This window comes from Pseudomonas koreensis, from assembly GCF_012986595.1.
GTDB classification, from domain to species: Bacteria; Pseudomonadota; Gammaproteobacteria; order Pseudomonadales; family Pseudomonadaceae; genus Aquipseudomonas; species Aquipseudomonas koreensis.
The window spans coordinates 257,680-272,697 of record NZ_JAAQYM010000002.1 but is presented as its reverse complement, the minus strand read 5'-3'; the positions used below and the strand labels follow the sequence as shown (position 1 = coordinate 272,697).

Annotated in this window: 14 protein-coding genes; 13 read left to right on the top strand and 1 reads right to left on the bottom strand. The window is 62.2% G+C overall.

Annotation, left to right across the window (positions count from 1 at the left end):
- Window positions 1–30 precede the first annotated feature (30 nt).
- The 11 genes from HBN98_RS06335 (at window position 31) to HBN98_RS06285 (ending at window position 9,315) form a co-directional block, all read left to right on the top strand.
- Window positions 31–666: a MotA/TolQ/ExbB proton channel family protein gene (locus tag HBN98_RS06335; RefSeq protein ID WP_064588697.1), complete on the top strand. Its 636-nt coding sequence runs from the start codon at window positions 31–33 to the stop codon at window positions 664–666.
- Window positions 663–1,091, top strand: coding sequence for an ExbD/TolR family protein (locus HBN98_RS06330; protein WP_064588696.1), 429 nt, complete (start codon window positions 663–665; stop codon window positions 1,089–1,091). Before HBN98_RS06335 ends, HBN98_RS06330 begins: the two co-directional genes overlap by 4 nt.
- Window positions 1,091–2,101 carry a tetraacyldisaccharide 4'-kinase gene (lpxK, locus tag HBN98_RS06325; protein WP_083368225.1) on the top strand — a complete coding sequence of 337 codons (1,011 nt, stop codon included), beginning with the start codon at window positions 1,091–1,093 and terminating at the stop codon, window positions 2,099–2,101. Before HBN98_RS06330 ends, lpxK begins: the two co-directional genes overlap by 1 nt.
- A 21-nt stretch (window positions 2,102–2,122) precedes the next feature.
- Window positions 2,123–2,308, top strand: coding sequence for a Trm112 family protein (locus HBN98_RS06320; protein WP_003174668.1), 186 nt, complete (start codon window positions 2,123–2,125; stop codon window positions 2,306–2,308).
- Window positions 2,305–3,069: a 3-deoxy-manno-octulosonate cytidylyltransferase gene (gene kdsB, locus HBN98_RS06315; protein WP_083368226.1), complete on the top strand. Its 765-nt coding sequence runs from the start codon at window positions 2,305–2,307 to the stop codon at window positions 3,067–3,069. The genes HBN98_RS06320 and kdsB overlap by 4 nt, the downstream gene beginning before the upstream one ends.
- Complete coding sequence (locus HBN98_RS06310) at window positions 3,069–3,533, top strand: low molecular weight protein-tyrosine-phosphatase (RefSeq protein ID WP_016986041.1); 465 nt, start codon at window positions 3,069–3,071, stop codon at window positions 3,531–3,533. The genes kdsB and HBN98_RS06310 overlap by 1 nt, the downstream gene beginning before the upstream one ends.
- A complete protein-coding gene (murB, locus tag HBN98_RS06305; protein WP_083368227.1) occupies window positions 3,530–4,549 on the top strand; it encodes a UDP-N-acetylmuramate dehydrogenase in 1,020 nt (339 codons plus the stop codon). Before HBN98_RS06310 ends, murB begins: the two co-directional genes overlap by 4 nt.
- 410 nt (window positions 4,550–4,959) lie before the next feature.
- The gene (locus HBN98_RS06300) at window positions 4,960–5,430 is read left to right on the top strand and encodes a (2Fe-2S)-binding protein (RefSeq protein WP_083368228.1); all 471 of its coding nucleotides are present in this window, start codon (window positions 4,960–4,962) and stop codon (window positions 5,428–5,430) included.
- The gene (locus HBN98_RS06295; RefSeq protein WP_083368229.1) at window positions 5,427–7,748 is read left to right on the top strand and encodes a xanthine dehydrogenase family protein molybdopterin-binding subunit; all 2,322 of its coding nucleotides are present in this window, start codon (window positions 5,427–5,429) and stop codon (window positions 7,746–7,748) included. Before HBN98_RS06300 ends, HBN98_RS06295 begins: the two co-directional genes overlap by 4 nt.
- Window positions 7,748–8,728, top strand: a complete 981-nt coding sequence (locus tag HBN98_RS06290) for an XdhC family protein (RefSeq protein WP_083368230.1) — start codon at window positions 7,748–7,750, stop codon at window positions 8,726–8,728. The genes HBN98_RS06295 and HBN98_RS06290 overlap by 1 nt, the downstream gene beginning before the upstream one ends.
- A complete protein-coding gene (locus HBN98_RS06285; RefSeq protein WP_083368231.1) occupies window positions 8,725–9,315 on the top strand; it encodes a nucleotidyltransferase family protein in 591 nt (196 codons plus the stop codon). Before HBN98_RS06290 ends, HBN98_RS06285 begins: the two co-directional genes overlap by 4 nt.
- 146 nt (window positions 9,316–9,461) lie before the next feature.
- Here the strand turns inward: HBN98_RS06285 and rne are convergent, their stop codons facing one another.
- Window positions 9,462–12,707 (bottom strand): ribonuclease E, encoded by a 3,246-nt coding sequence (rne, locus tag HBN98_RS06280; protein ID WP_083368232.1) that lies wholly within the window; start codon window positions 12,705–12,707, stop codon window positions 9,462–9,464.
- 699 nt (window positions 12,708–13,406) lie between these two features.
- Between rne and rluC the strand changes: the two genes are divergently transcribed.
- Both rluC and HBN98_RS06270 read left to right on the top strand, forming a co-directional pair.
- Entirely contained in the window at window positions 13,407–14,369 is a 963-nt protein-coding gene (rluC, locus tag HBN98_RS06275; RefSeq protein WP_083368233.1) for a 23S rRNA pseudouridine(955/2504/2580) synthase RluC, read from the top strand.
- Window positions 14,356–15,018 (top strand): HAD-IA family hydrolase, encoded by a 663-nt coding sequence (locus HBN98_RS06270; protein ID WP_064588686.1) that lies wholly within the window; start codon window positions 14,356–14,358, stop codon window positions 15,016–15,018. Before rluC ends, HBN98_RS06270 begins: the two co-directional genes overlap by 14 nt.

Below are 15,018 nucleotides of genomic sequence, written 5' to 3'. Positions count from 1 at the left end.
GTGGCGCACTTTTTCGAGGGGACTGTCACTGTGTGGGAATTGGTCAAATCCGGCGGCTGGATGATGTTGCCGATCATTCTGAGTTCCATCGCGGCCATGGCGATTGTCGCCGAGCGCCTGTGGACCCTGCGCGCCAGTCGCGTCACCCCCGAGCATCTGCTGGGCCAGGTCTGGGTGTGGATCAAGGACAAGCAGCTCAACAAAGAAAAACTCAAGGAATTGCGCGCCAATTCGCCGTTGGGTGAAATCCTCGCCGCGGGCCTGGCCAACTCCAAGCATGGTCGCGAGATCATGAAGGAATGCATCGAAGAAGCCGCTGGCCGGGTGATCCATGAGCTGGAGCGCTACGTCAACGCGCTGGGCACCATTGCCGCCATGGCGCCGCTGCTCGGCCTGCTGGGTACGGTGCTGGGCATGATCGACATTTTCAGTGCCTTCACCGGTTCCGGCATGACCACCAATGCCTCGGTGCTGGCGGGCGGTATTTCCAAGGCGTTGATCACCACGGCGGCGGGCCTGATGGTCGGTATTCCGTCAGTGTTTTTCCACCGTTTCCTGCAACGCCGCATCGACGAGCTGGTGGTGGGCATGGAGCAGGAAGCGATCAAACTGGTCGAAGTGGTGCAGGGCGACCGTGACGTCGATCTGGCCGGGGAAAAAGCGTGAAATTCCGTCGCAAACCCCGGGAAACGGTGGACATCAACCTTGCGTCGCTGATTGACGTGGTGTTCATCCTGTTGCTGTTTTTCGTCGTGACGACAACCTTTACCCGCGAGACCCAGTTGCGTGTCGATCTGCCGGAGTCGGTCAGCGGTTCGCCCGCCGAAGACCAGCAGCTCAAGCAACTGGATGTCGCGATCAGCGCCGAAGGCGTGTTCTCGGTGAACAACAGGATTCTGCCGAAAAACGACCTGGCGACGCTGATGGAAGCCATGCAGAAAGAATCCAACGGCGACACCAACATGCCGTTGTCGATCAGTGCCGATGGCAAGACTCAGCACCAGTCAGTGATCACCGCCATGGACGCGGCCGGCAAGCTCGGTTTCAGCCATTTGCGCATGACCACGGTCGAGGCGGCGCCCAAATCCTGATGAGCCTGTCCGATCGCTTGCTCGCCGCGTGGTACAAGGGGCATCCGGCCCTGACGCTGCTGCGGCCGCTGGAAATGCTCTACCGCCGCGTGGTGGTCAACAAACGCCAGCGCTTTCTCGACGGCGAAGGCCAGATCTACCAGCCGCCGGTGCCGCTGATTGTGGTCGGCAACATCACCGTCGGCGGCACCGGCAAGACGCCGATGATCCTGTGGCTGATCGAACACTGCCGGCGCAGCGGTTTGCGCGTCGGCGTGGTCAGCCGTGGTTATGGTGCCAAGCCGCCGCAGTTGCCGTGGCGGGTCGAGGCCGACCAGAGCGCCGACATCGCCGGCGACGAACCGCTGTTGATCGTGCAGCGCACCGGCGTGCCGTTGATGATCGACCCTGATCGCAGCGCTGCAGTCAAAGCCTTGCTCGCCAGTCAGCCACTGGATCTGATCCTCTCCGACGACGGCATGCAGCATTACCGTCTGGCCCGGGATCTGGAGTTGGTATTGATTGACGCCGCCCGGGGCCTGGGCAACAAACGCTGTCTGCCGGCAGGTCCGTTGCGCGAGCCGATCGAGCGCCTGCAAAGCGTCGACGGTGTGCTGTTCAATGGCGCCACGGCCGACCGCGACGACGGCTTCGCGTTTCGCCTGCAACCGACCGCACTGGTCAATCTGCGCAGCGGCGAGCGCAAGCCGCTGACGCATTTTGCGCCCGGTCAAACGGTGCACGCGGTGGCCGGGATCGGCAATCCGCAACGTTTCTTCAATACCCTCGAAGCGCTAGACTGGCGGACAATCCCCCATGCGTTTGCCGATCACGCCGAATACAGCGTGCAGGCCTTGAATTTCACACCGTCATTGCCGTTGGTGATGACCGAAAAGGACGCGGTGAAGTGCCGTGCCTTCGCCGCAGACGACTGGTGGTATCTGGCGGTCGATGCCGTGCCGTCACCGGCCTTCGTGGCCTGGTTCGACACCCAGTTGATGCGCCTGTTGCCCGATCGTCTTTTGCCTTAACTTTTTATCCAGGGAATGTTCATGGACACCAAATTGCTCGACATCCTCGCGTGCCCGATCTGCAAAGGCCCGCTCAAGCTCAGCGCCGACAAGACCGAACTGATCAGCAAGGGTGCAGGTCTGGCCTACCCGATCCGTGACGGCATCCCGGTGATGCTCGAAAGCGAAGCTCGCACCCTGACCACCGACGAGCGTCTGGATAAATGACCACTGCCTTCACCGTTGTCATCCCGTCGCGTTACGCCTCGACCCGCCTGCCGGGCAAACCGCTGCTGGACATCGCCGGCAAGCCGATGATCCAGCACGTCTGGGAACAGGCGAGCAAAAGCAGTGCCACCCGCGTGGTGGTGGCGACTGACGATGCGCGCATCGTCGAGGCGTGCCAGGGTTTCGGCGCTGAAGTGGTGCTGACCCGTGAAGACCATAATTCCGGGACTGACCGTCTGGCTGAAGTCGCGGCGAAACTGGGCCTTGCGCCGGACGCGATCGTGGTCAACGTGCAGGGTGACGAGCCGTTGATCCCGCCGAGCGTGATCGATCAGGTCGCGGCCAACCTCGCGGCCCACACCGAAGCGCGCATGGCCACGCTGGCCGAGCCGATCGAAGACGTGGACACGCTGTTCAACCCGAACGTGGTCAAGGTCGTGAGCGACCTCAACGGCCTGGCGCTGACCTTCAGCCGCGCGACCTTGCCGTGGGCGCGCGACGCCTTTGCCAAGAGCCGCGAGCAGTTGCCTGAAGGCGTGCCGTATCGTCGCCACATCGGCATTTATGCCTACCGCGCCGGGTTCCTCCAGGATTTCGTGAGTTGGGGCCCGTGCTGGCTGGAAAACACCGAATCGCTGGAGCAACTGCGTGCCCTGTGGCACGGCGTGCGGATTCATGTGGCCGACGCGTTGATCGCGCCGCCGACCGGCGTCGACACCGTTGAAGACCTCGAGCGCGTTCGTCGCCTGCTGGGGGCCTGATGCGCGTTCTGTTCGTGTGCCTGGGCAACATCTGTCGTTCGCCCACCGCTGAAGGCGTGTTGCGCCACAAACTGCGCGAAGCCGGGCTGGCCGATCAAGTCGAAGTGGCCTCCGCCGGCACCGGTGACTGGCACGTCGGCAACCCGCCGGACAAACGCAGCCAGGCAGCGGCCAAAGTGCGTGGTTATGACCTGTCGGCGCAACGCGCGCAGCAGGTCAGCCGCGCCGATTTCGCCAGTTACGACCTGATTCTGGCGATGGACAACAGCAACCTGCGCAACCTCAAGGCTTTGCAGCCTTCCACCGGCAAGGCCGAGCTGGACCTGTTCCTGCGCCGCTATGCCGGGGTGGTCGATGAAGTGCCGGATCCGTATTACGACGGCGATCAGGGTTTCGAGCAGGTGCTGGACCTGATCGAGGCGGCGTGTGACCAACTGTTGATCGAAGTGAAGGGCCGGTTATGAGTTTGCAGCTGCAACCACAGGTTTCGCTGAAACCGTTCAACAGTTTTGGCGTCGACGTTCGCGCGCAGCTGTTTGCCGAGGCTCACAGCGACGCCGATGTTCGCGAAGCCCTGGCCTGTGCCACTGCGCATGACCTGCCGTTGCTGGTCATTGGCGGTGGCAGCAACCTGTTGCTGACGGCTGATATTCCGGCGCTGGTGCTGCGCATGGCGACCCGGGGCATTCGGTTGATCAGTGACGACGGCAACCGCGTGGTGATCGAGGCTGAAGCCGGCGAGCCGTGGCATCCGTTCGTGCAACACACGCTGGCGCAGGGTTTTTCCGGTCTGGAAAACCTCAGCCTGATCCCGGGAACGGTGGGCGCCGCGCCGATGCAGAACATCGGCGCCTACGGTGTCGAGATCAAGGATGTGTTCGCCGGCCTCACCGCGCTGGATCGCCAGACCGGTGAGCTGCGCGACTTCAGCCTGGAACAATGCAACTTCGCCTACCGCGACAGCCTGTTCAAGCAGCAGCCGGGGCGGTGGCTGATCCTGCGCGTGCGCTTCAATCTTGATCGCGTTGCCCACCTGCATCTGGAGTACGGCCCGGTGCGTCAGCGCCTGACCGAGCAGGGCATCGAGCAACCGACACCCAGCGACGTCAGTCGCGCAATCTGCAGCATCCGCAGCGAAAAACTGCCGGACCCGGCGGTGCTCGGCAACGCCGGCAGCTTCTTCAAGAATCCGCTGGTGTCGGCGGCGCGGGTGGCGCAGATCAAGCAGCAGCACCCGGACCTGGTGGCCTATGCGCAACCGGACGGGCAGATGAAACTGGCTGCCGGCTGGCTGATCGAGCGCGCTGGCTGGAAGGGTTTCCGTGAGGCCGATGCTGGCGTGCATAAACTGCAGGCGTTGGTGCTGGTCAACTACGGCGCAGCCACTGGCCTGCAATTGCTCGATCTGGCCCAGCGCATCCAAAAAGATATTGCCGAACGTTTCAATGTCGAGCTGGAAATGGAGCCCAATCGGTATTGAGGCTACGCTCTCATAGCTGAATCGAAAGCCCTGCACTCAACAAAAAGTGCAGGGCTTTTTTGTTAATGGTGGGTTAACTTAGCCAGCTAACGATAACCGTCATTTGCTCCACCAAAGGCCCGGTGCAGACGTTCGCGTCGGCACGAGAGAGCCTGTGCCAACCACATATCAGTCAGCGATGACCCTGTGGCGAGGGAGCTTGCTCCCGCTGGACTGCGGAGCAGGCCCTTCTTGAAAGCGGGGCCGCTACGCGCCCCAGCGGGAGCAAGCTCCCTCGCCACGAAGTCAGTATTCAGCTTCACTGATGTGTATCGGCCGATTAGCCTGAGTCGATCTGCGCGAACCACACCGCTGATTTCCAGCGGCAGATTGCTCGACCCCATAACCACTAGAAATATGCGGGCGTGCCCATGATTACCCTGAAACTCAATGGCCAGAACCATCAACTGGATGTCACCGAAGACATGCCACTGCTGTGGGCTATCCGTGATGTCGCCGGTTACAACGGCACCAAATTCGGCTGCGGCATGGGCCTGTGTGGCGCGTGCACCATTCATATCGACGGCTTGCCAGCACGCAGTTGCATCACCCCGATCGGCTCGGTGATCGGGCAGAACGTCAGCACCATCGACAACCTGCACGCCGATCCGGTCGGCCAGGTGGTCCAGCAAGCCTGGCTCGACAGCGCCGTGGCGCAGTGCGGTTTCTGTCAGGGCGGGCAGATCATGTCCGCCACCGCGTTGCTCAAGACCCACCCCAATCCGAGCGACGAGCAGATCGAAGAGGCGATGGTCGGCAACATTTGCCGTTGCGGCACCTACAACCGGATCAAGACCGCCATCCGCCAGGCCTCCACTCACTTGAAGGAGGCCAAGGCATGAGCCGCCTGCCAAATGATTTCGCCCTGAGCAACCTCAGCCGCCGTGGTTTTCTCAAAGGCGTCGGCGCCACTGGCGCATTGGTGCTGGCCGCCAGTTGGGGCTGGCAGGATGCGTTGGCCGAAGAGGCACCGAAGAAGTTCGGCGCCGACGGCATGCCCAACGGCTGGATCGACGATCCCAAGGTCTACGTCAGCATTGCCGCGGATGGCACGGTCACCGTGGTCTGCAACCGTTCGGAAATGGGCCAGGGCGTGCGCACCAGCCTGAGCATGGTGGTTGCCGATGAACTGGACGCCGATTGGGCCAAGGTCAACGTGCAGCAGGCACCGGGCGATGAGGTGCGGTTCGGCAACCAGGACACCGACGGTTCACGCAGCATGCGTCACTGGTATGAACCGATGCGTCGTTGCGGCGCGGCTGCCAGGACCATGCTCGAGCAAGCCGCCGCCGCGCAATGGCAAGTGCCGGCAAGCGAGTGCCGGGCACAGTTGCACAAAGTCATTCACAAACCGTCCGGTCGTGAGCTGGGTTATGGCGAACTGGCCGCCGCTGCCAGTGCGCTGGCGGTGCCGGCGCGTGACAGCCTGCGCCTCAAGCAACCGTCGGAATTTCGCTATATCGGCAAGGAAGGCACCAAGGCCATCGACGGTGCCGACATCGTCAATGGCCGCGCGGTATATGGCGCCGATGTGCATTTCGACGGCATGCTGTACGCCACCATCGCCCGTCCGGCGGTGTACGGCGGCAAGGTCAAGTCGCTGGATGACAGCGCGGCGCTGAAGGTTCCGGGCGTGCTCAAAGTGCTGCAAATCGAAAGCCGTCCGCTGCCGTCGGAATTCCAGCCGCTGGGCGGCGTGGCAGTGGTTGCCAGCAATACCTGGGCGGCGATCAAGGGCCGCGAGGCGCTGAAAATCGAATGGGATGACGGCCCCAATGCCAGTTACGACTCGATCGCTTATCGCAAGGAACTGGAAGCCGCGTCACGCAAACCCGGCAAAGTGGTGCGCAACACCGGCGATATCGACAAAGCCCTGAGCGGCGCGGCCAGCAGCCTCGAAGCGTCTTATTATTTGCCGCACCTGGCCCAGGCACCGATGGAGCCGATGGTCGCCATCGCTCGCTACAACAATGGCGTGTGCGAAGCATGGGCGCCGAGTCAGGCGCCGCAGGTAACCCGCGAGCGCATCGCCGAACGCCTGGGGCTGCCGTTCGATAACGTCACCGTCAACGTCACCCTGTTGGGCGGTGGTTTCGGCCGTAAATCGAAACCGGATTTCGTTATCGAGGCGGCGATCCTCGCCAAGGAGTTCCCCGGCAAAGCCGTACGGGTGCAATGGACGCGTGAAGACGACATCCACAACTCGTATTTCCACACGGTCTCCGCCGAGTACCTGAAGGCCGCTGTCGGCAAGGACGGCATGCCCTCTGGCTGGCTGCATCGCACGGTGGCGCCGAGCATTACCGCGTTGTTCGCCCCGGGCATGAACCATGAGGCGGCGTTCGAACTGGGCATGGGCTTCACCAACATGGCCTACGCGATTCCCAATGTGCGTCTGGAAAACCCCGAAGCCACGGTGCATACCCGCGTCGGCTGGTATCGCTCGGTGTCGAACATTCCTCATGGCTTTGCGATCCAGAGTTTCGTCGATGAACTGGCGCACAAGGCTGGTGTGGATCCGCTCAAGTATCAGATCAAATTGCTCGGCCCCGATCGGCAGATTGACCCGCGCACCCTCAGCGAGGAGTGGAACTACGGCGAATCCCCCGAGCGCTATCCGATTGACACCGGGCGCATGCGCACCGTGCTGGAGACCGCGGCCAAGGCTGCCGGTTGGGGGCGGACATTGCCCAAGGGCCGAGGCCTGGGGCTGGCGGTGCATTACAGTTTCGTGACCTACGTGGCGGCGGTGATTGAAGTCGAAGTCAAGGACGATGGCACGCTGATCGTGCACAAGGCTGACATCGCCGTGGATTGCGGGCCGCAGATCAACCCTGAACGTATCCGCTCGCAATTCGAAGGCGCCTGTGTGATGGGCCTGGGCAACGCGGTGCTGGGGGAAATCAGCTTCAAGGATGGCAAGGTCCAGCAGGACAACTTCCATATGTACGAAGTGGCGCGCATGTCCCTGGCGCCGAAGGAAGTTGCCGTGCATCTGGTGACGCCGCCGGGCGAGGTGCCGTTGGGTGGCGTCGGTGAACCGGGCGTGCCGCCGATTGCGCCGGCGCTGTGCAATGCGATCTTCGCCGCTACCGGCCAGCGCATCCGCAACTTGCCGGTGCGTTATCAGTTGCAGAGCTGGCAGAAGGCGCAGGCGTAATGGACAGCGCCCATCTCAACGTCCTGCGCAGCGTGCTCGAATGGCGCCGCGCCGGGCAGCGGGTGGTGCTGTTCAGCGTGGTGCAGACCTGGGGCACCGCACCCCGGGCGCCGGGGGCGATGCTGGCCTTGCGCGAGGATGGTGTGGTGATCGGTTCGGTGTCCGGCGGTTGTGTCGAGGATGACTTGATCGCCCGCCTGCATGACGGGCGCATCGCCAGCGATGGCCCGCCGGTGCAACTGATTACCTACGGCGTTACCCGGGAGGAGGCCGCGCGGTTCGGTTTGCCGTGTGGCGGCACGTTGCGCCTGACCGAAGAGCAGGTCGCCGATCCGGCATGGGTCGCCGAGTTGCTCGCGCGGTGTGAGGCCCATGAGATTGTCGCCCGCGAGCTGAACATCGCAACCGGTGAGGTGCTGCTGTCGGCGGCGAGCAAATCCGATGTGCTGGAGTTCGACGGCAACACCCTGCGCGCCATTTATGGCCCGCGTTGGCGTCTGCTGTTGATCGGTGCCGGACAGCTGTCGCGTTACGTGGCTGACATGGCCCGGCTGCTGGATTTCGAAGTGCTGATCTGTGATCCGCGCACCGAGTTCGTCTACGGCTGGGAAGCGCACCACGGTCGTTTTGTCCCGGGAATGCCGGACGATGCCGTGTTGAGCATTCAGACGGACGAGCGCACGGCCATCGTCGCGCTGACGCACGATCCGCGTCTGGACGACATGGCCTTGCTCACGGCACTCGATTCGCCGGCATTCTATGTCGGCGCACTCGGTTCGCGAGTCAACAGCCAGAAGCGCCGGGACAACCTGGCTCAACTAGGCTTGTCAGCCGAGGCGATCAACCGTTTGCACGGGCCGATCGGCCTGCACATTGGCAGCCATTCGCCGGCGGAGATTGCTCTGTCGTTGTTGGCGGAGATCGTTGCGATCAAGAACGGCGTCGAGTTGAAACAGAAGAAAACGCTGGAGGGAGCATGAGTCGATCCATCGCAGTAATCGTCCTGGCAGCGGGCGAGGGCAGCCGCTTTCGTCAGGTGGCCGGTGCTGACAATGACAAGCTGCTGGCCGATTGCACCGGGCGCGATGGCGCGGTGCGGTCGGTGATCGAGCAGGTGTTGTTGAATCTGCCGGCCGATCTCGACCAGCGGGTGCTGGTGACGACTGAGGCAAGGCCGCAGGCGATGCGCATGGCACAGGCTTATGGTTATGACGTGGTGTCGATTGAATCGAGCGGTATGGGCGAGAGCATCGCGGCTGGCGTTGCGGCATGCCCGGATGCGGATGGCTGGCTGATTGTGCTGGGGGATATGCCGTTTATCCTGCCGTCGAGTATTGCGCGGGTGGTGGCAGCGATGGCCGACGACGCCGTGAGCGTACCGGTGCAGGAGGGCGAGTTCGGCCACCCGGTGGGGTTTGGGCGTTCGTTCGGGCCGGGGTTGCAGGCGTTGAGCGGTGACCGTGGCGCCAGGCCGTTGTTCAAGCAGGGCCGAGTGGTGGAGGTGACGGTGGATGATCCTGGGGTGTTGTGGGATATCGATGTGCCTGAAGCGTTGGTGTTCAAATAAAGCCAGATCAAAAGATCGCAGCCTTCGACTGCTTCTACACAGGTCTTCTGTAGGAGCTGCCGAAGGCTGCGATCTTTTAATCTTCCAAATGGAATAAAAAAGCCCCGCCTGATTGCTCAGGCGGGGCTTTTTATGGGCTTTCGGAATCAGACGAGCGGTTTAGGCTCGTGTTCTTTTTCCTCGGCCGCTTGGTGATGCTCAACCGCGTCCTGAACGGAGCGTGGTGCTTCGGCGATGACCGATTCAACCACGGCTTCTTCAGTCACGACAGCAGCCTCGACCTCTTCAGCCGCCGGGGCAGCAGCGGCAGCCAGTTCGGCTTCCTTCTGCAGACGCTCGGCTTCACGCTTGCGGCGACGCACTTCACGTGGGTCGTTCGGTGCGCGGCCGTTTGGCGTCAGGGCGCTGACCGGAGTGGCTGCGACCACTGGGGCTGGCTCTTCGGCAGCGACTGGCGCTTCGACGACCGGCGCTTCAACCACTGGCGCTGGAGCAGGTTCGGCAGTTTCAACCACCGGCTCGGCAGCCTTGGCTTCTTCAACCACCGGGGCGGCTTCAACCACTGGCGCCGGGGTTTCAGCGACAGCCGGCTCGGCAACCCAGTTGAACGCGGTCTGTTCTTCGCGAACTTCACGCACGGTTTCGGTCACGGTTTCAGCGACGGTTTCAGCAACCGGCTCTGCAACCACGACTGGCGCTTCGACAACCGGAGCAGGCTCGGCAGCGACTTCAACCTGAGGCTGAGCTTCGCGAACCGGGGCGACTTCGACTTCCGGAGCTGCAACCACTTCCACCGGAGTGGTCGCTTCAACCACCGGCGCTTCCACTGGAGCGGTGTCCAGGGTGGCAGCGGTGGCGCGTTCAGCTTGCTCGTGAGCCTGTGCTTCGGCTGGAGCACTGATCACGCTGCTGGCAACAGCGGCGGTGACGGCCAGGCCGGCAGCCAGATCGGCAGCGTTTGGCGCCTCAGCGTTTTCGCCGGACTCGGACTCTTCCGAACCTTCGATCACGTTGCCGTTGGCATCACGCTGACGCTCGCGACGGTTGCTGCGACGACGCTGACCACGGGAGCGACGACGTGGACGATCGCCTTCGGCGTTGTCCTGACCGTCTTCCGGCAGTTGCTCTTCGTTGCTGTTCACTTCTTCTTCAGCGACGGCAGCAGCGGCCTGTTCGGCACGCGGTTGACGCTCTTCACGCGGCGGACGCGGTGCGCGCTCTTCGCGTGGCTGACGAGCCGGACGCTCTTCTGCGACAACAGCGGCAGCGGCAGCCGTTACTGGTGCAGCCGGGGCAGCGTCCAGAGGTTCGCGCAGTTCACGTACACGCTCTTCGCGCTCGCCACGTGGCTTGCGGTCTTCGCGTGGCGCACGCGGTGCACGTTCTTCACGCGGGGCGCGTGGAGCACGTTCTTCGCGGGCGGCTGGCGCTTCGGTGCGGGCTTCACGCGGCTCGCGGACTTCACGGGCTTCTCGTGGCTGGCGCTCTTCACGCGGCTCGCGTGGAGCGCGTTCTTCACGCGGTGCACGTTCTTCGCGCGGCTTGCGCTCTTCATCGCGGCGACCGTTACGGTTGCGGCTCTGCTGACGACCGTTGCGACGCTCTTCATTACGGGCCGGACGCTCGGTGGCCGGTTTTTCAACCACAACCGGAGCGACTGGCTCTTCTTTGGTGGCGAACAGGCTGACCAGCGACTTCACCAGGCCTTTGAACAGGCTTGGCTCTGGCGCGGCAACCGGAGCCGGTGCAGCGGCGACAGGCGCGGCAACTTCGGTCGGAACCGGAGCGTTGGCGCGGGCCGGAGCTGTCTTGACCGCAGCTTCCTGGCGAACCAGGGTGCGGGTCGCAGCGGCTGGCTGGACTTCTTCGACTTCGGCAGCGGCAGCAGCGATTTCGTAGCTGGACTGGTTGGTCGCGGCTTCCGGGCTGTCGTCACGCAGACGCTGAACTTCGAAGTGCGGGGTTTCGAGGTGATCGTTCGGCAGGATGACGATACGGGCACGGGTGCGCAGTTCGATCTTGGTGATCGAGTTGCGTTTTTCGTTGAGCAGGAACGCGGCGACCGGGATCGGCACCTGAGCGCGCACTTCGGCAGTGCGGTCTTTCAGGGCTTCTTCTTCGATCAGGCGCAGGATTGCCAGCGACAGCGATTCAACGTCACGGATGATGCCGGTGCCGTTGCAACGCGGGCAGACGATGCCGCTGCTTTCGCCCAGCGATGGACGCAGGCGCTGACGGGACATTTCCAGCAGGCCGAAGCGCGAGATGCGGCCGATCTGCACGCGGGCGCGGTCGGCTTCCAGGCATTCGCGGACTTTCTCTTCCACGGCGCGCTGGTTCTTGGCAGGGGTCATGTCGATGAAGTCGATGACGATCAGGCCGCCGATGTCGCGCAGGCGCAACTGACGGGCGATTTCTTCGGCGGCTTCAAGGTTGGTCTGCAGGGCGGTTTCTTCGATGTCGCTGCCTTTGGTGGCGCGCGCCGAGTTGATGTCGATGGACACCAGGGCTTCGGTCGGATCGATAACGATGGAGCCGCCGGAAGGCAGTTCAACGACGCGCTGGAAAGCGGTCTCGATCTGGCTTTCGATCTGGAAACGGTTGAACAGCGGCACGCTGTCTTCGTACAGCTTGATCTTGCTGGCGTACTGCGGCATCACCTGGCGGATGAAGGTCAGGGCTTCGTCCTGGGCTTCAACGCTGTCGATCAGCACTTCGCCGATGTCCTGGCGCAGGTAGTCGCGGATGGCGCGGATGATCACGTTGCTTTCCTGGTAGATCAGGAATGGCGCGGAGCGATCCAGCGAGGCTTCTTTGATGGCGGTCCACAGTTGCAGCAGGTAATCGAGGTCCCACTGCATTTCTTCGCTGCTGCGGCCCAGGCCGGCAGTGCGCACGATCAGACCCATGTCGGCCGGTGCAACCAGGCCGTTCAGCGCTTCACGCAGTTCGTTGCGCTCTTCGCCTTCGATGCGACGGGAGATACCGCCGGCACGCGGGTTGTTCGGCATCAGCACGAGGTAACGACCGGCCAGGCTGATGAAGGTGGTCAGGGCGGCGCCCTTGTTGCCACGTTCTTCTTTTTCGACCTGAACGATGACTTCCTGGCCTTCGCTCAGGACGTCCTTGATGTTGACGCGGCCTTCAGGAGCTTTCTTGAAGTATTCGCGGGAGATTTCTTTGAGGGGCAGGAAGCCGTGGCGCTCGGAGCCGAAATCGACAAAGGCAGCCTCAAGGCTTGGTTCGATGCGAGTGATACGGCCTTTGTAGATGTTGGCCTTTTTCTGCTCGCGTGCACCGGATTCGATATCCAGGTCGTAGAGGCGTTGGCCATCTACCAGTGCAACACGCAACTCTTCGGGTTGAGTTGCGTTAATCAGCATTCTTTTCATGTAGTACCGTCGGTTTCCGGGCTGCCGGAAACGGCGTTCGGCACACACGACTTCTCACGGTCGGTGTCAGGTGCGTCGGGAGTGGTTGGCCATTCCCGTGTCCAGCGATGTCAGGCCAATTGGGCCGATATCGCGACGTACGCGTCCTGCTTGCTGTGGCTACTTAAGCACTCAGTCAGGAGGAGGAATCAACCAGTGGCTGTGGACGAGATGAAGCGTCTTGATAAAGCCTATTGCTACACAGTCCAGCGGTTGTGCATCTCCACCCTACACGTATCCCTGATAATTCGGGTGCTGCCGCGCGCAGAATCCGCAGCGGGTTGGCATTTACCGTGAGCTCCGAAAGGGGAGGTCACGCATCATGGCTAATTCAGGCGATGTTTCCGAAGCCTTCGCTCGGGGTCATCTGCAGCTGACTGCACTTTGTGAACTGGCCTCGAATATTTGCCTGTCAGGCGAGTGAAAACTCTGCTCGACGGTGTAATTCAGGCCTCATGTCACCTGCGCTTGTTACAACTGCAAACTCCACCGTTACGTAGCGAAAGCCCCGTAGGACGGCCTCGCGTCCTGGTGAATTGCGTTGGTCAGGGCCGGTTTTTGACCGTGGTTCCGCTGTCCAGGCCGCTTTTGGCGGCGTTCGCGACTATAGCAGCAATGATTAAGTGCTTCAATTCCATAAAAATTGTTATCATCCGCGGCATGACAACTACTGCCCCTTCGACTCCAGGCGTTCAACTGCTTGAAGTCTCGCCGGAGTATGCCGGCCAACGAATCGACAATTTCCTTCTTGCCCGGCTCAAAGGCGTGCCCAAGACCTTGATTTACCGCATTTTGCGTAAAGGCGAAGTGCGTGTGAACAAGGGGCGGATCAAGCCCGAATACAAGCTGCAGGCCGGCGATATCGTGCGCGTGCCGCCGGTTCGCGTGCCGGAGCGCGACGAGCCTGTGCCTCTGGCTCAAGGGCTGTTGCAGCGTCTGGAAGCCTCGATTGTCTACGAAGACAAAGCCCTGATCGTGATCAACAAGCCCGCCGGCATTGCCGTTCACGGCGGCAGCGGCTTGAATTACGGCGTCATCGAAGCCTTTCGTCAGTTGCGCCCGGATGCCAAGGAGCTGGAACTGGTTCACCGTCTCGACCGTGATACTTCCGGCCTGCTGATGATCGCGAAGAAGCGCAGCATGTTGCGTCACTTGCACGCTGCATTGCGCGGTGACGGTGTCGACAAACGCTACATGGCGCTGGTTCGCGGCAACTGGGCGACCTCGATCAAGCAAGTCCGTGCGGCGCTCGGCAAGAGCAATCTGCGCTCCGGCGAGCGCATGGTCGAAGTCGACGAGGAGGAGGGCAAGGAGTCGGTGACCGTGTTCAAGGTCCTGCGTCGCTTTGGTGACTTTGCCACCCTGATCGAGGCCAAGCCGATCACCGGCCGCACGCACCAGATCCGCGTCCACACGTTGCATGCCGGGCACTGCATTGCCGGCGACACCAAGTACGGCGATGACGGTTTCAGCAAGGAAATCCGTGATCTGGGCGGCAAGCGCCTGTTCCTGCACGCCTACATGCTGACCGTACCGCTGCCTGACGGTGGTGAGCTGAAGTTGCAGGCCCCCGTCGATGAAATGTGGGCCAAGACCGTGGAGCGATTGAGTGCGCCCCTCTGATTACAAACTGCTGATTTTTGATTGGGACGGCACCCTCGCCGATTCCATTGGTCGGATTGTCGAGGCGATGCATTCTGCGTCCGCGCGTTCCGGTTTTGAGTTGCGTGATGATTTTGCCGTCAAAGGCATTATCGGCCTGGGCTTGCCCGAGGCGATCCGCACCTTGTACCCGGACATCAGCGATGCCGAGATGACCTTGTTCCGCGAGTATTACGCTGATCACTACATCGCCGCAGAAGCCGTGCCTTCGCCGTTGTTCGAGGGCGTAGTGGAGTCGATGGCGTCGTTTCGTGAGCAGGGTTATCACCTGGCGGTGGCCACCGGCAAGAATCGTCGCGGACTGGATCGGGTGCTCAAGGCCAATGGCTGGGAGGATTATTTCGACATCACTCGCGCCGCCGACGAGACCGCGAGCAAGCCCCATCCGCTAATGCTTGAGCAGATTCTCGCGCATTGCGGTGTGCGGCCCGAGCAGGCGTTGATGGTGGGGGATTCGTCCTTCGATCTACTGATGGCGCGTAACGCGGGCATGGCGTCTGTGGCGGTCAGTTATGGCGCGCAGTCCATTGAGTCGCTGCAGCAGTTCGAGCCGCGCCTGTCGATCGACCGTTTTAGTGAATTGCACGCCTGGCTGGGGCAGCAGGCTTAA